This window comes from Microbacterium sp. zg-Y1090, from assembly GCF_030246945.1.
GTDB classification, from domain to species: Bacteria; Actinomycetota; Actinomycetes; order Actinomycetales; family Microbacteriaceae; genus Microbacterium; species Microbacterium wangruii.
Window position 1 is genome coordinate 976048 of sequence record NZ_CP126742.1, and the last position, 17836, is coordinate 993883.

The 17836-nt window shown below is 71.8% G+C and carries 16 protein-coding genes; 12 read left to right on the top strand and 4 right to left on the bottom strand.

What is annotated here, in order from left to right:
• The first annotated feature begins 90 nt into the window (after nucleotides 1-90).
• From QNO26_RS04575 to QNO26_RS04595, 5 genes are read left to right on the top strand one after another with little or no spacing between them, the layout of a single operon-like run.
• Entirely contained in the window at nucleotides 91-978 is an 888-nt protein-coding gene (locus QNO26_RS04575) for a carbohydrate ABC transporter permease (RefSeq protein ID WP_257525763.1), read from the top strand.
• Complete coding sequence (locus tag QNO26_RS04580; protein WP_257525762.1) at nucleotides 975-1880, top strand: carbohydrate ABC transporter permease; 906 nt, start codon at nucleotides 975-977, stop codon at nucleotides 1878-1880. Before QNO26_RS04575 ends, QNO26_RS04580 begins: the two co-directional genes overlap by 4 nt.
• 21 nt (nucleotides 1881-1901) lie before the next feature.
• A complete protein-coding gene (locus QNO26_RS04585) occupies nucleotides 1902-2954 on the top strand; it encodes a zinc-dependent alcohol dehydrogenase (RefSeq protein ID WP_257525761.1) in 1053 nt (350 codons plus the stop codon).
• On the top strand, nucleotides 2951-4288 hold the full coding sequence (locus QNO26_RS04590; RefSeq protein ID WP_257525760.1) for a glycoside hydrolase family 36 protein: 1338 nt from the start codon (nucleotides 2951-2953) through the stop codon (nucleotides 4286-4288). Before QNO26_RS04585 ends, QNO26_RS04590 begins: the two co-directional genes overlap by 4 nt.
• Nucleotides 4285-6006: an alpha-amylase family glycosyl hydrolase gene (locus tag QNO26_RS04595; protein WP_257525759.1), complete on the top strand. Its 1722-nt coding sequence runs from the start codon at nucleotides 4285-4287 to the stop codon at nucleotides 6004-6006. Before QNO26_RS04590 ends, QNO26_RS04595 begins: the two co-directional genes overlap by 4 nt.
• 197 nt (nucleotides 6007-6203) lie before the next feature.
• Here QNO26_RS04595 and QNO26_RS04600 read toward each other — a convergent pair whose 3' ends face one another.
• The 3 genes from QNO26_RS04600 to QNO26_RS04610 form a co-directional block, all read right to left on the bottom strand.
• Complete coding sequence (locus tag QNO26_RS04600) at nucleotides 6204-7862, bottom strand: DNA repair helicase XPB (RefSeq protein ID WP_257525758.1); 1659 nt, start codon at nucleotides 7860-7862, stop codon at nucleotides 6204-6206.
• A 159-nt stretch (nucleotides 7863-8021) separates the two neighbouring features.
• Entirely contained in the window at nucleotides 8022-9728 is a 1707-nt protein-coding gene (locus QNO26_RS04605) for a helicase-associated domain-containing protein (RefSeq protein ID WP_257525757.1), read from the bottom strand.
• Nucleotides 9729-9730: 2 nt separating this feature from the next.
• Nucleotides 9731-9997 (bottom strand): multidrug ABC transporter ATPase, encoded by a 267-nt coding sequence (locus QNO26_RS04610; RefSeq protein WP_257525756.1) that lies wholly within the window; start codon nucleotides 9995-9997, stop codon nucleotides 9731-9733.
• A gap of 102 nt (nucleotides 9998-10099) precedes the next feature.
• Between QNO26_RS04610 and QNO26_RS04615 the strand changes: the two genes are divergently transcribed.
• Together QNO26_RS04615 and QNO26_RS04620 are read left to right on the top strand one after the other, a co-directional pair.
• A complete protein-coding gene (locus tag QNO26_RS04615; protein WP_257516884.1) occupies nucleotides 10100-10483 on the top strand; it encodes a cold-shock protein in 384 nt (127 codons plus the stop codon).
• Nucleotides 10467-11171: a DUF3027 domain-containing protein gene (locus QNO26_RS04620; protein ID WP_257525755.1), complete on the top strand. Its 705-nt coding sequence runs from the start codon at nucleotides 10467-10469 to the stop codon at nucleotides 11169-11171. The genes QNO26_RS04615 and QNO26_RS04620 overlap by 17 nt, the downstream gene beginning before the upstream one ends.
• Nucleotides 11172-11371: 200 nt before the next feature.
• On the opposite strand, the gene serC is transcribed toward QNO26_RS04620, so the two are convergent.
• On the bottom strand, nucleotides 11372-12484 hold the full coding sequence (gene serC / locus QNO26_RS04630) for a phosphoserine transaminase (protein ID WP_257525754.1): 1113 nt from the start codon (nucleotides 12482-12484) through the stop codon (nucleotides 11372-11374).
• Nucleotides 12485-12592: 108 nt separating this feature from the next.
• On the opposite strand from serC, the gene QNO26_RS04635 reads away from it, so the two are divergent.
• The 5 genes from QNO26_RS04635 (at nucleotide 12593) to QNO26_RS04655 (ending at nucleotide 17709) form a co-directional block, all read left to right on the top strand.
• Entirely contained in the window at nucleotides 12593-13294 is a 702-nt protein-coding gene (locus QNO26_RS04635; RefSeq protein WP_257525753.1) for an iron-dependent transcriptional repressor DtxR, read from the top strand.
• Nucleotides 13295-13628: 334 nt separating this feature from the next.
• A complete protein-coding gene (locus tag QNO26_RS04640) occupies nucleotides 13629-14441 on the top strand; it encodes a M23 family metallopeptidase (protein ID WP_257525752.1) in 813 nt (270 codons plus the stop codon).
• Nucleotides 14442-14785: 344 nt separating this feature from the next.
• Nucleotides 14786-15283: an HNH endonuclease gene (locus tag QNO26_RS04645; RefSeq protein ID WP_257525751.1), complete on the top strand. Its 498-nt coding sequence runs from the start codon at nucleotides 14786-14788 to the stop codon at nucleotides 15281-15283.
• A gap of 189 nt (nucleotides 15284-15472) precedes the next feature.
• Nucleotides 15473-16177 (top strand): DnaE2-dependent mutagenesis accessory factor ImuA', encoded by a 705-nt coding sequence (imuA', locus tag QNO26_RS04650; RefSeq protein ID WP_257525750.1) that lies wholly within the window; start codon nucleotides 15473-15475, stop codon nucleotides 16175-16177.
• A complete protein-coding gene (locus QNO26_RS04655) occupies nucleotides 16174-17709 on the top strand; it encodes a DNA polymerase Y family protein (RefSeq protein ID WP_257525749.1) in 1536 nt (511 codons plus the stop codon). The genes imuA' and QNO26_RS04655 overlap by 4 nt, the downstream gene beginning before the upstream one ends.
• Nucleotides 17710-17836: the final 127 nt, after the last annotated feature.

Consider the following 17836-nt stretch of genomic DNA (forward strand, 5'->3'; position numbering starts at 1 on the left):
GCGCCGACGACGCCGGGTGGAGCCTCCCGCACGCGGCGGGGACGTCGGTCGCGGCGGAGCGCGGAGGAGAACCGCGCCGGTCTGCTGCTGATGTCGCCGACGCTCATCATCGTGACCGTCGCGGTGGTGCTGCCCATCCTGTGGGCCGTCGCCCTGGCCTTCCAGAACGTGCGACTGATCAACATCCGTGGCACGGGGTTCTTCGGCGAATACACCCTGGAGAACTTCGCGAACGTCCTGACGTCGCCAGGATTCCTCGGCGCGTTGTGGACGACCCTGGTGTATTCGGTGTGCGGCACGGCCCTGGCGGTCGGCATCGGGCTCGTCGCGGCGCTCGCGCTGCGCTCGCCGTTCCGGGGGCGCGGACTGATCCGAGCTTCGCTGCTGCTGCCCTATGTCGCGCCGGTCGTTGCGGCCACCTTCGTGTGGTCGACCGCGCTGAATCCGCAGTACGGCATCGTCAACTGGTTCGGAACGACCGTGCTCGGCTGGAGTGAACCGGTCGCGTTCCTCTCCGACCGCGCCCTCCCGGTGTCGATCTTCGGCTGGCAGGTGGACCTGCCCGTCGCGCTGATCACCGTGATCTGCTTCGAGGCATGGCGGTCGTTCCCCTTCGCCTTCCTCTTCCTCACCGCCAGGCTTCAAGCCGTTCCCGACGTCCTCGACGAGGCCGCCCGCATCGACGGCGCCACCCCCACGCAGCGCTTCCGCCACATCCTGCTGCCGCAGCTGCTGCCGACGATCGCCGTCTTGTGCGTGCTGCGGTTCATCTGGACCTTCAACAACTTCGATGACATCTACCTGCTCACCGGTGGCGGTGCCGGCACCGAAGTGGTGTCGGTGCGTGTCTTCGACTACCTGACGGCGCGAGGTGACATCGGCGCCGCCGCCGCACAGGCGCTGCTTCTCGCGGCCATCCTCGCGGTGCTGGTGGGGCTGTACCTGAAGCTCTTCGGCCGGCAGGAGGAGCAAGCATGACCACGGCGGTCGGCAAACACCGCACATCGAGCGGGTTCAACCGCGACAGCTTCGAGATCGCGCTGTTCGGCATCCTGCGCCCGATCGTCATCGTGGCGCTCCTGCTCGCTGCCGTGGTGCCGTTCTACTACATGGTGCTGCTGAGCTTCCGGTCGCTGGATTCGCTGCTTCAGAGCCCTGGTGCTCTATGGATCTCGATCGAGGAGTTCGACCTCGGCACCTACTTGGAGGTGCTCGCCCCTGTCTCTGACGGCGGACAGGGGTTCGTCGTCTTCATGCGCAACTCGCTCCTCGTGGCGCTCGGGACGGTGGCCCTGACACTGCTGGTGGCCATCCCGGGGGCCTATGCCATCAGCCGCCTGGAGTTCTTCGGGCGCCGGCAGGTGTCGGCATTGTTCCTCGCGGTGTACTTCTTCCCCAGCATCCTGCTCGCCGTCCCGCTGTTCGTGTTCTTCACGCAGATCGGTCTGCGCGGCTCGCTGGTGGGGCTGCTCATCGTGTATGTGTCCCAGGTGGTCGCCGTGTCGATCTACACCCTGCGCAATTACTTCTCCACGATCCCGGTCTCACTGGAAGAGGCCGCGGCGATCGACGGCTGCAGCCGGCTGCAGATCATGCGCCGCGTCAGCCTGCCCCTCGCCATGCCGGCGATCGTCTCGAACGGGCTGTTCATCTTCATGATCGCCTGGAACGAGTTCCTCTTCGCGCTGCTGTTCCTCGTCGAACGGCGTGACTCCTGGACGGTGTCGCTCGGGCTCTCGCAGTTGTCGGGCAGCATCGAGGTACCCACGACCGTGCTGATGGCGGGGTCGGTGATTCTGACGCTGCCCATCATCGTGCTGTTCTTCGCCTCGGAGCGGCTGCTCGTCGGTGGTCTCACCGCCGGCGCGGAGAAGGGGTAGCGCTTCGGCGCGGATGCGGCTGTGCCCCAGATCGTGCAGTTCACCGCCCCGGGCTTGGTGGAGCTCGTCGAAACGGATGCCATGCCTCTCGGGCCCGGCGACGTGCGGGTGCAGACGCTGTACTCCGGCATCTCGGCCGGGACCGAGCTCACCGCGTATCGCGGGACGAACCCGTATCTCACGTCGACGTGGGATGCGCGGCGGCGGCTGTTCGTCCCCGGCGAACCGAGCTTCAGATATCCGGTGCAGGGCTGGGGATACTCCGAGGTGGGCCGGGTCTGTGAGGTCGCGCCGGATGTGACGTCGCTGCGCGAGGGCGATGTCGTCCACGGCATCTGGGGACACCGCAGCGACGCGGTGCTGCCGGCATCCGTCCTCGACGGGCGGGTGATGCCGACGGATGCCGATCCGATCCTCGGCACGTTCGCGCGGGTCGCGGCCATCGCGCTGAACGCGGTGCTCGCCGCCGACGTGCGCCTCGGGGAGCAGGTCGCGATCTTCGGACAGGGTGTGATCGGCTTGCTGGCGACGCGCCTGGCGGTGCTGTCGGGCGCGCGCGTGCTGGCCGTGGACACGCTGCCGGAGCGGCTGGCGGTCGCCAGGGATTTCGGTGCCGACGTGACCGTCGATGCGACGGGGCGAGGCGGTGCGGGAGCAGCTGTCAGAGTGGCATCCGATGGGGGCGTCGACAGTGCGATCGAGCTGTCGGGGTCGGATCGGGCGCTGCATGAGGCGGTTCGGTCGGTCGTGCCCGACGGCCTCGTGGCGGCTGCCGGGTTCTACCAGGGCGGTGCGCCGGAGCTGCGTCTCGGGGAGGAGTTCCACCACAACCGCGTGCGCATCGTCGCAAGCCAGATCTCCGGCGTGCCCGCGGGCCTGGTCGGACGCTGGAGTCCGGCGCGCCTCGTGCAGACGGTCATGCGGCTGATCTGCGCGGGGACCATCGACGCCGGTGTGCTCGTGACCGATGTCGTGGATGCCGAGGACGTCGCGGCGACGTTCCGGCGACTGGACAGCGGAGACCGGGGCATGCTGCAGGCGGTGCTGCGGTTCGGGCAGGCGGGACGGAGATGACCGTCATCGACGAGGTTCCGGTGTCGTCGCGGGCGCAGGTGTACGCGGAGGGCTGGCAGAGCTGGAGTCCCACCGGTTGGTATCGGCGGGACGACGTCGCGCCGCGGCCCGCGCAGACGTGGGAGCACCTCATGCGTTTCCGCCCCGGTGCTTCCGTCGCCGCGCACGGCGCGCAGGGTGAGGGGCTGTTGCTGGTCGATCCAGGGGACGGTTCCGCCGCACGCGTGTACTGCGCGGTGGATGCCACCGTGGCGGTGCCGTCGATCCGCGCGACGTGGCGCGACGAGCACGTCGTCGTCGACGCGACGGGGGCGGTGCGGTGCTGGGAGGTGGGGGGCGACGCCGGACCCGGTCCGGGGGACGGGGCCGGGGCCGGAGCCGGAGCCGGCACGAACGCCGGCGCGGCGGCGCTGGCGGCCGTGGGTGCGCGAATCGGGGCGGCAGCGGGCGCGCGGACGACCGCGGTGGTGCCTCGGGTCTGGTGCACCTGGTACCGGTACTTCGAAGCGGTGACCGCCGCCGACGTCCGAGAGAACCTCCGGGCGATCGACGCGCTGCGGCTGCCGGTCGACGTCATCCAGATCGATGACGGCTGGAGTCTGGGCACGGGGGAGTGGACGGCACCCAAGCCGGCGTTCGGTTCGCTCGGCGCCACCGTCGACGCGATCCGTCACAGCGGCCGACGTGCGGGTCTGTGGCTGGCGCCGTTCACGGTGGGCGCTTCGTCGGGTCTCGCCCGCCGGCATCCGGATTGGCTCACCGGCCCCGCCGGTCGCAACTGGGGTGACGACCTCGTCGGGCTCGACCTGACCCACCCGGGGGTCAGCGAATACCTCACCGAGGTGTTCACCTGCGTGCGGGACACGGGGGTCGACTACCTCAAGCTCGATTTCCTCTACGGCGGCGCGGTGCCGGGGGTCAGGCGCGACCGCGACGCCTCCGCGATCTCGGCCTACCGCCGCGGCCTGCAGCTCATCCGCGAGGTGATGGGGGAAGGGGCGTACCTGCTCGGCTGCGGCGCGCCGCTGCTGCCGAGCGTGGGGCTCGTCGACGCGATGCGCATCTCGCCCGACACCTTCCACGAGGGCGGTGAGGACGGGTCCCAGGGGCTTCGCGGACGCACGTCGCTGCGGGCGAGAGCGTGGCAGCACGGGCGGCTGTGGACGACCGACCCCGACTGCCTGGTGGCGCGCCCGCAGTTCGCCCTCAGGGAGGAATGGGCTCGAGAGGTGTTCGCCGCCCCCGGCGTGCGCGGGTTCTCCGATCGCATCGACGAGCTCGACGAGCGTGGCATCCGACTCGTGCGGCAGCTGCTGCAGGGGGCACCGGAGTGATCGACGAGGACGCTCTGCGGGCGAAGCTCACACCACTGGTGACGCGGCTCTACCCCGAACAGGCATCCGCGGTGCTGACCGGACTGCTCGCGCTCGCCGAGCGCTGGGCGCCCGTGCTGCCTACGGCGCCGCGCGCTCGTCCCGACGAGGGAACCGCGTACCTGATCACCTACGGGGACGCCTTCCGCAGGTCGGGCGAGCCGCCGCTGCGCACGCTCGCCGGCGTGCTGCGTGAGCAGGTCGGCGACGCGATCACCGATGTGCACCTGCTTCCGATCTATCCCTGGACGTCGGACGACGGGTTCGGCGTCGTCGACCACCGTGAGGTGAACCCTGACCTGGGGTCGTGGGAGGACGTCGCGGACCTGCGGGCCGACCATGCGCTCGCGCTGGACTTCGTCGCCAACCACGTCTCCAGCGCGAGCCCCTGGTTCCGGGGCTGGCTCGCGCGGGATCCGCGGTTCGCGGGGTACTTCCTCGAGCCGGGTCCCGAGTTCGACACCTCCCGCGTGGTGCGTCCGCGGACGACGCCGCTGGTGCACGAGTACGACCGGCCCGACGGGACCGTGGCGCGTGCCTGGACGACGTTCGGACCCGACCAGATCGACGTGGACCCCCGGACGCCCGCGGTGCTCCTGGACCTGACCGACGTGCTGCTCGGGTACCTCGCGCGGGGGGCATCCACGGTGCGGCTGGATGCGATCGGGTTCCTCTGGAAGGAATCGGGATCCACCGGCATCCACCTTCCCCAGACACACACCGTCATTCGGATCTGGCGGGTGCTCGTGGATGCCCTGGCGCCGGGCACCCTGCTGCTCACCGAGACGAACGTGCCGCACTCCGACAACATCCGCTACTTCGGCGACGGGTCGGACGAGGCGCACATGGTGTATCAGTTCGCCCTTCCCCCGCTCGTGCTGCATGCGTTCGTCACGGGGCGGGCGACGGCGCTGGCTCGGTGGGCGGCGGGCATCGAGCCGGTCAGCCCGACCGCGACCTGGTTCAACTTCCTCGCCAGCCACGACGGCATCGGGCTGCGGCCCACCGAGGGGCTGCTCAGCGACGAGGACCGGGAGCTGCTGGTGGAGCGCACTCTGGCCCGCGGCGGGCGGGTGTCGATGGCGCAGCGCCCCGACGGCAGCAGCGGCGTGTATGAGCTGAACACCAACTTCCTCGACGCGCTGGTCGCACCCGACAGCGCGGACCCCGACGGTGACGCCGTCGCACGCGGCCTGGCGGCGCACGCCATCCTCCTGTCGCTGGTGGGAGTGCCGGCCATCTACTACCACTCGCTGTTCGGCTCGGGCCAGGATGCAGCAGGCATGGCGCAGTCCGACATCGCGCGCCGCATCAATCGGGAGGTGCTGGATGCCGACCTGCTGCGGGACGAGTTGCGCTCCTCCCCGCGCCGCGCGGGCATGCTCGACGGTCTGCGGAAGCTTCTCGCCGCGCGGAGGGGACTGCCGGGGCTGTCCCCCTTCGCATCGCAGGTCGTGGAGCGACTCGATGACCGGGTCGTGGTGATCCGCCGGGCGGCGGGGACCGGCGACGAACTGGTTGCCGTGATCAACGTCAGCGGCGACCACCTGCAGGTGCCGTCGCTGTCGGGGACGGACGTGCTCACCGGCATCCGGCACGAGGGCCTGCGGCTGGGCCCGCATGGGTACGCGTGGATCGTTACCGCGGGGCCGGGAGGTGGCGCCGCGGCCGGCCGCTGAGGAACCGGGCGCCGCGGGCATCGGCGTGGGCCCGGATGCGGGGATCTGCCGGAATGCGGATGCCTGCGGCTCAGGGGTCCGCATCTGGGCGGATTCCCTCGTTTCGGCAACGGTGGTAGCCGGTGCCGGGCGCCGCGCGCGGCCGTGGCGGCCGCGCGCCGGTACCCGCCGGCGCGGACGCGCGGCCCGGCCCGCGCTCAGGCCGCCGCGACCTGCTCGGCGTCGAGGATCGTGTACGAGTACCCCTGCTCGGCGAGGAACCGCTGCCGGTTCTGCGCGAAGTCCTGGTCGACGGTGTCGCGGGCGATGAGCGTGTAGAAGCTCGCCGTGTGCCCGTTGGTCTTGGGCCGCAGCAGACGCCCCAGGCGCTGGGCCTCCTCCTGGCGGGAGCCGAACGACCCCGACACCTGGATGGCGACGGATGCCTCGGGCAGGTCGATCGAGAAGTTCGCGACCTTCGACACCACCAGCACCGGCACCTCGCCGACCCGGAACGCCTGGTACAGCTGCTCGCGCTCGTCCACGGGCACCGCGCCGGTGATCTTCGGCGCGTCGAGCGCCTCGGCGAGCTCGTCGATCTGGTCGAGGTACTGGCCGATCACCAGGATCTGCTCGCCCTCGTGGCGGGCCACCAGGTCGCGGACGACCTCGATCTTCACCGGCGCCGTGGCGGCGAGACGGTAGCGGTCCTCGTCGGCGGATGCCGCGTACTCCAGTCGCTCGTCGACGGGCAGGTCCACGCGCACTTCGTAGCAGACGGCGGGGGAGATGAAGCCCTGGGCCTCGATCTCCTTCCAGGGGGCGTCGAAGCGCTTGGGGCCGATGAGGCTGAACACGTCGCCCTCGCGGCCGTCCTCGCGCACGAGCGTGGCGGTGAGACCGAGCCGGCGGCGGGCCTGCAGGTCGGCGGTGAGCTTGAACACCGGCGCCGGCAGCAGGTGCACCTCGTCGTACACGATGAGGCCCCAGTCGAGGGCGTCCAGCAGCGACAGGTGGGCGTACTGGCCGCCGCGCTTGGCGGTGAGGATCTGGTAGGTCGCGATCGTGACCGGCTTGATCTCCTTGACCTGGCCGGAGTACTCGCCGATCTCCTCGGGCGTGAGGCTCGTGCGCTTGAGCAGCTCGTCGCGCCACTGCCGGGCGCTGACGGTGTTGGTCACGAGGATCAGCGTCGTGGTCTTCGTCTGCGCCATCGCGCCGGCGCCGACCAGGGTCTTGCCCGCGCCGCAGGGGAGCACCACGACGCCCGAGCCGCCCTCGTGGAAGACGTCCACGGCGGTGCGCTGGTAGGGGCGCAGCGTCCAGCCGTCCTCAGCCAGTTCGATCGGGTGCGGGGTGCCCGGGGTGTAGCCGGCGTGGTCCTCGGCGGGCCAGCCGATCTTCAGCAGCTCCTGCTTGATCTGCCCGCGCGCCCACGCGTCGACGACGAAGGTGTCGGGGGTCGGGTGGCCGATCAGCAGCGGGCTGATGCGCTTGTTGCGCGACACCTCAGACAGCACGGCGCCGTCGGTGGAGCGCAGCACCAGCACGCCCTCGCCGAAGCCGGGGACGTCGGCGCGCTCGATGATCAGGCGGCCGTAGCGATTGACGGTCTCGCGCAGGTCCATCGACACCGATGCCGGCACCGGGAACCGCGACCAGCGGTCGAGGGTCGCGAGCATGTCGTCGGCGTCGTGGCCCGCCGCACGGGCATTCCACAGTCCCAGCCGGGTGATGCGGTAGGTGTGGATGTGTTCGGGGGCGCGCTCGAGCTCCGCGAAGATCGCGAGCTCGTGGCGCGCGGTCTCGGCATCCGGATGGGCTACTTCAAGCAGCACCGTCCGGTCGCTCTGCACGATGAGGGGGCCGTCAGCCATAACGTGCAAGTCTAGACCGCACCGGACGGGGTGAGGTCGTCCGGGCGCCCCCTGGCCGCGGTTCGCTCGCGTGCGGCCGCGGCGCACGGCGCGGCGCGAGCGCGGCGCGAGCGTGGCGCGAGCACGGCGCGAGCAGCAGCGCGGCCGACTCAGACCGACTCAGACGGGGTGCACCGACTCGATGCTCGCCACCGGCAGGGTGCGCTCGACGTCGGCCGCCTTGTCGCGTCCGCGCAGGCGTCCCCCGCCCAGGCCGCTGGCCTCGAGGGTGAACGCACGCGTGCTGCCGTCCGGCAGGCGCACCGTGACGGTGATGAGCGCCTTCGCGCGCACGGCGTGCTCGAGCTCGCGGCCCAGCCACGCGGCATCCGAGTCGGACTCGTGCGCGGCCCGCAGCCGTTCCAGCAACGGGGCGTAGGGGTCGGATGCCGGCTCCCCCGGCTGCGCGAGGCGGTGCCGCTGCACGGTGCGCGCGGTGCCCGAGGCATCGTGCATGCTCACCGGGTAGCGCGCGTCGGCGAGCATCCAGAAAACGGCGTCGGGGTTCGAGCGCGAGGCGAGACCCTCGGCGTGGCGCATGAGCCCGAGGGAGCGCAGCGCCTGGTCGACCGCCAGGGTGTCGAGCACGGCCGGGTCCTCGCTGCGTACGAGGGTGAGGCCGGAGGGGTCGTCGACGACCTTCACGAGGCCGTGCCGCGCTGCGGTGCGCTCGATCTCGTAGGCCAGCGGCTGAGGCAGGCCGGTCAGCGACAGCTCGGTGAGGAACGCGCGCATCGACTCGGCCGTCTCGCCCAGGGTGATGGCGGCGCCGATCGACTCCGGGGTGAACCGGTAGCTCGACGCCTGGGCGCGGGACTCCCGCAGCGCCATGGTGCGCAGACGCAGATCCAGGTGCGGGGCCAGCGGCCCCGGGGCGATGGCGGTGAGGTCGTTCTGCAGGAAGACCTTGTCCACCTCCGGCGGCAGCAGGGCGCGGAGGGCCTCGAGGTCGGCGTCGCCGCCGGCGGCCAGCCCCGCCGCCCAGGGCGCGCTGTGCCCGTCGGCGCCGACCATCGCCCACCGGTGCAGCAGGCTGCGCCACTGCTCGGCGCGCTCGGGCCACGACGGATCGAAGGGGTATGCCCGCGGCCAGTCGCCCACCGCGATCCAGCCGGCACCGTCTGCGCGCAGACCTGCAGGCAGAGCGTCTCGCAGCCGCCGGGCGACCTCGTCCCAGCGGGCGACGGAGCCGGCCTGCAGCCACTGCAGACCGTCGGCGGTGACGAGCCACTCCTTGCCCGTGGGCGCGGCGAGCCCGGTGGTGGCCGCAACGGCGACCAGTTCGTCGGCGGTGGCGGGGTCGTCCACGATGCCCGCTTCGAGCAGTCGCCGGCGCTCGCTGGCGCCCAGGGCGCCCGAGCCGATGCGCGCCAGCGGCGAGGTCAGCGCCAGCTGCAGGATCTCGGCGAGCGTCGCCGCGGCGGTGAACGCGCGTTCGGCTGCGGCTGCATCCGACTCGGTGGCGCCCGCGGCCGGTTCGGGCGCGGCCGGCGCGACCGGCGCCATCGTGGCCACGGCGGCGGCGACGGCCGGGTACGCCGACCCGTCAGGGGCGACCAGCGCTCGGGTGGTCAGCGCGCTGCGGGCCGGTTCGGGCGCGGTGCCGCCGTCGGCCACGGCGGCCAGGGCTTCGGCGAGCGGGCGGGGAAGGGAAGCGAGCGCCCGGGTGAGCGCAGGGGCATCCTGCAGGGCTTCAGCGGCGTCGAAGAAGTCCGCCCACGATGCGTTCGGAGAGGCGCCGCGTTCGGCGAGTACGGCGCTCAGCACGGCGTCGTTCTGCGTGGCCAGCCAGGTGGCCAGTGCGCGGGAGTCTGCCGAGGAGGCCATGGTCAGTGTGCCTTGTTGGCACGAGCCCTTCGGACGAAGCTCATGATGACGAGGGTCATCAGCAGGACGAAGGCCACGGGCGGGGCGAACCAGACGATCGCTCCCACGGTGGGCCAGATGCCCGACCGCATGTCGCCTCCGGTGGACGATCCGACGATGATCGCCACGAAGCACACGATCGACAGCAGCAGCAGGCCGAAGGACATGTAGGCGAGGATGCGGTCGATCCGGCGGACCGGCACGTCTTCGCGCGGTGAAGGTGTGCTCATTCGCTCCAGACTAGTGGGTGGTCGGTGCCGTAGGCTTGAGTCGGGGTTCCATCGGCCCTATTTTTCCCTGCCCGCGCGCAGGCCCGATTCAGCGAGGTTCGCATGCCCACCGGCAAGGTCAGGTTCTACGACGACGAGAAGGGGTTCGGCTTCATCTCCGCCGATGACGGCCAGGACGTCTTCCTGCACGCCTCCGCCCTCCCCGCCGGCACGACCGGCCTCAAGCCGGGCACCCGGCTGGAGTTCGGGGTGGCAGACGGCAAGCGCGGACTGCAGGCGCTCTCGGTGCGCGTGCTGGAGGCGCCGGTCAGTCTCGCCAAGCGGTCCCGCAAGCCCGCCGACGACATGGCGATCATCGTCGAGGACCTCGTGAAGCTGCTCGACGACATCGGCGGCGACCTGCGCCGTGGCCGCTACCCCAGCGGTTCCCACGCCAAGAAGGTCGCGGCCGTGCTGCGCAAGGTCGCCGATGACTTCGAAGCCTGAGCCCGCCGACGAGCGGCTGCTGCACGCTCACGACCTGGCCCGCGCCGCGCTGCGCGAGGTGACCCCCGACGCGACCATCGGCGATGCCGCCGGCTACACGGTGGAAGAGGGCGGCGTCGTCTCGCTGCGCTTCAACAACCGGATGCCGGGATACCCGGGCTGGTTCTGGACGGTCAGCGTCGCCGCCGTCGAGGATGCCGACCCGACCGTGCTCGAGGTCGAGCTGCTGCCCGGTGACGGCGCGCTGCTCGCTCCCGAATGGGTGCCGTGGGCCGTGCGGCTCGCGGACTACCAGGCAGCCCAGGCAGCCCAGGCGGCCGCCGCAGCCGAAGCCGGGGAGCCCGTCGAGGACGGCGACGAGTCCTACGACGTCGAAGACCTCGACGACCTGGATGCCGCCGACTTCGACGACGACGGCTCCGCCATCCTGCACGGCGGCGACCTGGACGGCGTGGACATCGACGAGCTCGATGACAGCGGCATCGAAGACGCGCTCGCCCAGGACGGCGACGACGACGTCGATGACGACGCGGACGACGATGACTCGGACGACGATGACTCGGACAACGACGCCGACGATGACGTGGACGACGACTCGGACGACGACGACTCCGATGACGACGAAGCCGACGATGACGTGGACGACGACTCGGACGACGACGACTCCGACGAGGACGACGACCGCTAGAACGAACGCGAAGGGGGCCGACGTCGTGTGACGCCGGCCCCCTTTCGTGTTCGCGGGTGTCAGCCCCGCACGGTGAACGGTGCGCTCAGCAGCGCGCCCTCGCGCGACGACGGGCCGACCAGCAGCTCGAAGGCGCCGGGCTCGACGACGCGGCGACCCGCGGCATCCACGATGGTGCAGTCGGCCTGAGGGCCGCCGACTCAGAGGTGGTCGACGACCTGCTCGATGCAGCGGATGAGCTGGCGCACATCGGACGGCTCGATGGAGACGAACGTCGCCACACGCAGCTGGTTGCGACCGAGCTTGCGGTACGGCTCGGTGTCGACGATGCCGTTGGCGCGCAGCACCTTGGCGACCTCGGCGGCATCCACCGCGTCATCGAAGTCGATCGTGGCGACGACCTGTGAGCGGTCGGCCGGGTCCGCGACGAAGGGCGTGGCGTACGGCGTCGCCTCGGCCCACTCGTACAGTGCCGACGACGACTGGCGGGTGCGGGCGTCGGCCCACTGCAGGCCGCCGCTCTGGATCATCCAGTCGAGCTGGTTGTCGAGCAGGTACAGGGTCGTCAGCGCCGGGGTGTTGAGTGTCTGGTTCAGGCGCGAGTTGTCCAGCGCGTTCTTCAGGCTCAGGAACTCGGGGATGTACCTGCCCGATGCCGCGATGCGCTCGATCCGCTCGACCGCGGCGGGGGAGACGAACGCGAGCCACAGGCCCCCGTCGGAGCCGAGGTTCTTCTGCGGCGCGAAGTAGTAGACATCGGCCTGGCGCAGCGAGAAGTCGATGCCGCCGGCGGCGCTGGTCGCGTCGATCACGGTGAGCGCGCCGGGGTCGCCGTGCACGCGCTCGACGGGGGCCATGACGCCGGTGGAGGTCTCGTTGTGCGGCCAGGCGTAGACGTCGACGCCCTCGACCGGCTCGGCGACCGCGCGGGTGCCGGGGGCGGCCTTGCGCACGTCGGGCGCCTGCAGCCACGGGGCGGCCGCGGCGGCGGCGAACTTGCCGCCGAACTCGCCGAAGACGAGGTTCTGGCTGCGGTTCTCGATGAGTCCGAACGCGGCGGCGTCCCAGAAGGCCGTCGAGCCGCCGTTGCCGAGGATCACCTCGTAGCCGTCCGGCAGGCGGAACAGCTCGCCGAGGTTCGCCCGCACGCTGGCGACGAGGCTCTTCACCGGCGCCTGGCGGTGCGACGTGCCCAGCAGCGCCAGCCCGGGGCCGACGAGAGACGCGATCTGCTCGGCGCGCACCTTGGAGGGTCCGCAGCCGAAGCGTCCGTCGGTGGGCAGGATGTCGCGGGGCAGCGTCACATGGGCCATGTGCTGATTGTAGGGCCGCGCCCGAGGGCATCCCGGCGCCTCAGGAGCCGTATGACGGCCAGACGATAGGCTGGAAGAGCTGCCACCACTCCTGACATCGAGGCTTTGATGACCGATCTGATCGACACCACCGAGATGTATCTCCGCACCATCCTGGAGCTGGAGGAAGAGGACATCATCCCCCTGCGTGCGCGCATCTCCGAGCGTCTCGGGCACTCCGGCCCGACCGTCTCGCAGACCGTCGGCCGCATGGAGCGCGACGGACTGGTCGTGGTGTCGGAGGACCGCCGGCTCGAACTCACCGACGAGGGTCGGCAGAAGGCCGTCGACGTGATGCGCAAGCACCGCCTCGCCGAACGGCTGCTCAGTGACGTCATCGGGCTGGACTGGTCGTACGTGCACGAAGAGGCGTGCCGGTGGGAGCACGTGATGAGCGAGCAGGTCGAACGGCGGCTGATCGAACTGCTCGGCCACCCCACCGAGTCGCCGTACGGCAACCCCATCCCGGGGCTCGACCAGCTGGGCGACATCCCCGCCCACACGTTCGACCAGGGAGTGGTGGGACTCGTGCGCCGCCTGAACGCCGCCGGCGGCCCGATCCGCGCCACGGTGCGCCGCCTGGCCGAGCCCGTGCAGGTCGACCCCGAGCTGCTCACGCAGCTGCGCGCGGCGGGCGTGGTGCCCGGCGCGACCGGCGACTTCCAGTTCAACGAGGGCTACGTGCTCGTGCAGATGGACGACAACGACGAGGCGCTCGAACTGCCGGTCGAAGTGGCGTCGCACATCTTCCTCATCGACGATCGCGGCTGACCCCGCGGGAAGGCCGGATGAACGGCTGCTCACGCGCTGTGCAACCGGGCGTGACATGTTCGTTATCTTCGGGTAGCCTCAGGGAAGTCCCACGGCGAGAAGCACGCCAACGGATGCCACGAGGATTGCCTCCCCGGCTCGTCTTCCACGTGGGATCGCATATCTGTGCCCCGACACCGAATGCCGACGAGCCGGCGTCACTCGGCGCGGAGGCGCGCGGAGGGTTGACTTGACCGAAGCACAAGATTCGTCTCGCGGTGACGCTGAGATCGCTCCCACGCGCGGGACTCGTCGATCTGCGCGGAGCCTCGCAGCCGCCGCGTCCACGCGGCTCGTGCGGCGTCGTCCGGCCGTTCCCGCCGCGGCATCCGCGTCATCGCTGCCTCGGGCCGAGAAGAACAGGCCCGCCCGCAACATCACGATCGTCGCGATGGTCGTGGGCCTCGTGGCCTCCGTCGCGCTGCCGGCCTACGCCGCCTCCTCGCGTCCGGTGGCCGATGAGGTCGCCGTGACCCAGCACCAGGTCGCCGCCGACAACGCGCAGTCGCTCGTCGTGGCATCCGAGGCCACCCCCGAAGCGCTCGAGCGCTACAGCTACTCGGCCACCACGCCCGAGGAGATCGAGAAGAAGAAGGCCGAAGAAGCCGCCGCCGCGCGCGCCGCCGCCGCGGCCGTCGCCCGGGCGAGCGCCGTCACGCGCACCGCCGAGGTCGCCTCGGTCGACCTGTCGATGACCGCTCCCGGCTCGGGCGAGGTGCGCTGGCCGGTCACCGCCTTCACCTACCAGAGCTACAACCTCTTCGGCGGATATCCCGGACACAAGGGCTTCGACCTCATGTCGGGCTCAGGCACCCCCATCTTCGCCGCGGCATCCGGCGTCGTGCGCACCTCGACCGACGGCGGCGGCAGCTACGGCGCCGTCGTGATGATCGACTCGGTCGTCGGCGGCCAGCAGGTCAGCACCACGTACGCGCACATGAGCTACGGCACCCGCGTCGTCTCGGCCGGCCAGAGCGTGCAGGCCGGGCAGCTGATCGGCCAGGTCGGCCAGAGCGGCAACGCCACCGCGCCGCACCTGCACTTCGAGGTGCAGGTCAACGGGTCGTTCGTCGATCCGCTGGCGTGGCTGCAGAGCAACGCGGGCTGAGTCCGCTTCGTCGCCCGGCTGTGCCGGGGACGTGGGCGTGTGCGACACGCGCAACCCGCCGTTCTTCCGCTCTCCGGCGCCCATGGGTGGAGGGTGGGTTACCCTGATCCCGACGCTGAGAGAAGCGGAGGGAAGCCGATGGACGGCACGCGACGCACCCGAACCACGGGTGCGCTCGGGCTGCTCGTCCTTCGGCATCGTGAGATCGGATGCCGCGGTGCTGCCGCGGCGCCCAGGCGCTGTCTGTGAGGACGGCGCCTTTTTTCATACCCTGACGCGGATCGATCGTCACCGCAGTTCGAATTTCCGGGAATCCGTTCCGGCCATTCGAGAGGACATCGATTGTGCGCACACTGGTGCTGAACGCCGGCTACGAGCCGCTGGCCGTCATCTCCTTCAAGCGAGCCCTGGTGCTCGTGATGAATGAGAAGGCCACCATCGTCGAACGCGTCGAGGGCGACCCCGTCTGGGGTGCGCGCGGCGCCTACGACCGACCGGCGGTGATCCTGCTCACCCGCTATGTGCGGGTGCCGGGCGCGCGGCGGGTGCCGGTGACGCGCCGCGGCGTGCTGCGCCGTGATGGGCACCACTGCGCCTACTGCGGCAAGGCGGCGGCGACCATCGACCACGTGATGCCGCGCTCGCGCGGCGGCGCCGACTCGTGGGAGAACCTCGTGGCCGCGTGCGTGCGCTGCAACAACACCAAGGGCGACCGCACGCCGCAGGAGATCGGGTGGCACCTGCGGGTCACCCCGCGTGCTCCCCGCGGCGCGCAGTGGACCGTGCGCGGCACCGAGCGCAGCGACCCGCGCTGGGAGCCGTACCTGGTGCTCGCCGCGTAGCGCGGGGCGCGAGGCGGTTGCGGGACTCGGGGTTTGTGGCGCCCGGGGGCGTGTGTGGTGCCCGGGTGCCGAGGGCAGTGTCGCGCTCCGGCATCCCACGCGGCATTCGCCCCGCGGGCGATGTCGGAACCCGAGCGTATCTTCGACCCTGACGTTGATGATCTAGAACATCCGTTCTAGTCTGGGTTGGTGAGGTCGATCGTGCGCAACCGGGCTGCGGCAGAAGACGTGCAGCGTCTGCGCGCGCAGCTCGAGCGCGTGCAGGGGCGTCGCATGGACGCCCCGGTGCTGCCCGCCGACCCGGCGCTCGCGGGACTGCTGCCGAGGCGCGGGCTGCGGCCGGGGTCGGCGTACGCGCTCGGCTCGTCGCTCACGCTGCTGTCGGCGCTGCTGGCGCCGCCCTCGCAGGCCGGCTCCTGGTGCGGGGTGGTCGGCATGCCGGAGTTCGGTGCCGAGGCGGCCGAGCGGGTGGGGGTCGCCCTCGACAAGCTGGTGCTGATCCCCGAGCCCGGCACCCGGTGGCTGGCGGTGACGGCGGCCATCGCCGAGGTGCTGCCGGTGGTGGCGGTGCGCCCGCCCTCGCGGGCGAGGGATGCCGACGTCTCGCGGCTGGCCGCCCGGCTGCGTGAGCGCGGCGCGGTGCTGCTGGTGCAGGGCACCTGGCCGCAGACCGAGGCGATGATCGACGTGAGCGACCCGGTGTGGTCGGGGGTCGGCGACGGCTATGGCTACCTCGCCGCGCGCGAGCTCACCGTCACCGTCACGAGCCGCCGCACCCCGGTGCCGCGCCGCGCGCGCGTGCAGCTGCCGGCATCGTCGGGGCAGGTGGCCGCGGCATCCACCCCGGTGCCGCGCTCGGTGCCGCTGCCGATTCCCATCCGGGCGGCGGGATGAGCACCGCACCCGACACCCCCGTGCCCCGCACCCTCGTGCTGTGGCTGCCGGACTGGCCCGTCGTCGCCCTCGCCCGCGAGGCGGGGGTGGATGCCGCCGCGCCCGTCGCCGTGCTCGCCAAGGGGGCGGTGGTCGCCTGTTCCGCGGCCGCCCGCGCCGAGGGGGTGCGGCGAGGGCAGCGCCGCCGTGATGCGCAGGCCCGGTGCCCGCAGCTGACGGTCGCCGACGCCGACCCCACCCGCGACCAGCGGGTGTTCGCGCCGCTCATCGCCCGCATCGAGGAGCTCGCCCCCGGGGTGCAGCTGCTGCGGGCGGGCCTCTGCGCACTGCGCGCCCGGGGTCCGGCCCGCTATTACGGCGGCGAGGAGCGTGCCGCCCACACCCTGCGCGATGCGATGGGCGAGACCGACACCCGCATCGCGATCGCCGACGGCCCCTTCACCGCAGAGCAGGCAGCCCGCCGCACCCTCGCCGACGCGCCGGTGCGGATCGTGCCGGCGGGGGAGTCCGCCGCTTTCCTCGCGCCGCTGCCGATCACCGCGCTCGACGAGCCCGACATCGTCGACCTGCTGGGACGGCTCGGCGTGCAGAGCCTCGGGCAGTTCGCGGCCCTCCCCGCCGAGCGCGTCGGCGAGCGGCTGGGGGAGCGCGGCATCCGCCTGCACGCGCTCGCGGCCGGGCGCGACTCCCGTCCCGTGCAGCCGCGCACGCCGCCGCCGGATCTCGACCGCGAGGTGGCGTTCGAGCCGCCGCTCCAGATCGCCGACCAGGTGGCCTTCGCGATGCGCGTCGCCGCCGAGGAGTTCATCGGCGCGCTCGGCGCCCTCGACCTCGTGTGCACCGAGCTGCGGGTGCAGATCACCGGCGACCGCGCCGAGAATAGCGAGCGGGTGTGGCTGCACCCCGGCGCGTTCACCGCCGGCGAGGTGGTCGACCGGGTGCGCTGGCAGCTGGGCGAGGCGGGGCTGCGCAGCGCCGTCACACGGGTGCGCATCGCTCCCGAGACGGTGGATGCCGCCGCCCACCACGTGCGCTCGCTGTTCGGCGGCGGGCCGGACGAGCGCGTGCACCATGCGCTGTCGCGGGTGCAGGCGATGCTGGGGCATCGCGGCGTGGTGACGCCCGTCGTCGGGGGCGGCCGCTGGCTGAGCGAGCGGCAGGTGCTCGTGCCGTGGGGCGACCGCCCGGTGGTGCCGCGGCCCCGCGAGCGGCCGTGGCCCGGGAGCCTTCCCGACCCGCTGCCGTCGACGGTGTTCGACCCGCCGCTGCCGGTGGCGGTGGTCGATGCCGACGGCGACACAGTGGCCGTCGGCGACCGCGACGCGCTGACCGCGCCGCCGGCGGTGCTGGTCGAGAGCGGGCGGCGCCGGCGCATCGACGCGTGGGCGGGGCCGTGGCCGGTGCGCGAGCGCGGGTGGGATGCCGCGCGCGCCCGGCAGGCGCACCGGTTCCAGGTGGTGGATGCCGAGCAGTCCGCGTGGCTGCTCGTGTGCGAGGCCGGCGACTGGTCCGCCGAGGGTCGTTATGACTGACCGGTCGTTGAGCGAGCCCCACCGGTCGTTGAGCGAGCGGAGCGAGACGAAACGCAGCAACCCACAGTCGGGACCGCGTTTCGTCTCGGTCGCTGCGCTCCCTCGCTCAACGACCCGCCCCCGAACG

Bases quoted from the DNA above. Each gene is read 5' to 3' on its own strand.
- QNO26_RS04590 (WP_257525760.1), top strand. From the start codon at position 2,951: ATGACCGTCATCGACGAGGTTCCGGTGTCGTCGCGGGCGCAGGTGTAC.
- serC (WP_257525754.1), bottom strand. From the start codon at position 12,484: ATGGCCCATGTGACGCTGCCCCGCGACATCCTGCCCACCGACGGACGC.
- QNO26_RS04610 (WP_257525756.1), bottom strand. From the start codon at position 9,997: ATGAGCACACCTTCACCGCGCGAAGACGTGCCGGTCCGCCGGATCGAC.
- QNO26_RS04620 (WP_257525755.1), top strand. From the start codon at position 10,467: ATGACTTCGAAGCCTGAGCCCGCCGACGAGCGGCTGCTGCACGCTCAC.
- QNO26_RS04635 (WP_257525753.1), top strand. From the start codon at position 12,593: ATGACCGATCTGATCGACACCACCGAGATGTATCTCCGCACCATCCTG.
- QNO26_RS04580 (WP_257525762.1), top strand. From the start codon at position 975: ATGACCACGGCGGTCGGCAAACACCGCACATCGAGCGGGTTCAACCGC.
- QNO26_RS04575 (WP_257525763.1), top strand. From the start codon at position 91: ATGTCGCCGACGCTCATCATCGTGACCGTCGCGGTGGTGCTGCCCATC.
- QNO26_RS04655 (WP_257525749.1), top strand. From the start codon at position 16,174: ATGAGCACCGCACCCGACACCCCCGTGCCCCGCACCCTCGTGCTGTGG.
- QNO26_RS04600 (WP_257525758.1), bottom strand. From the start codon at position 7,862: ATGGCTGACGGCCCCCTCATCGTGCAGAGCGACCGGACGGTGCTGCTT.
- QNO26_RS04615 (WP_257516884.1), top strand. From the start codon at position 10,100: ATGCCCACCGGCAAGGTCAGGTTCTACGACGACGAGAAGGGGTTCGGC.
- QNO26_RS04605 (WP_257525757.1), bottom strand. From the start codon at position 9,728: ATGGCCTCCTCGGCAGACTCCCGCGCACTGGCCACCTGGCTGGCCACG.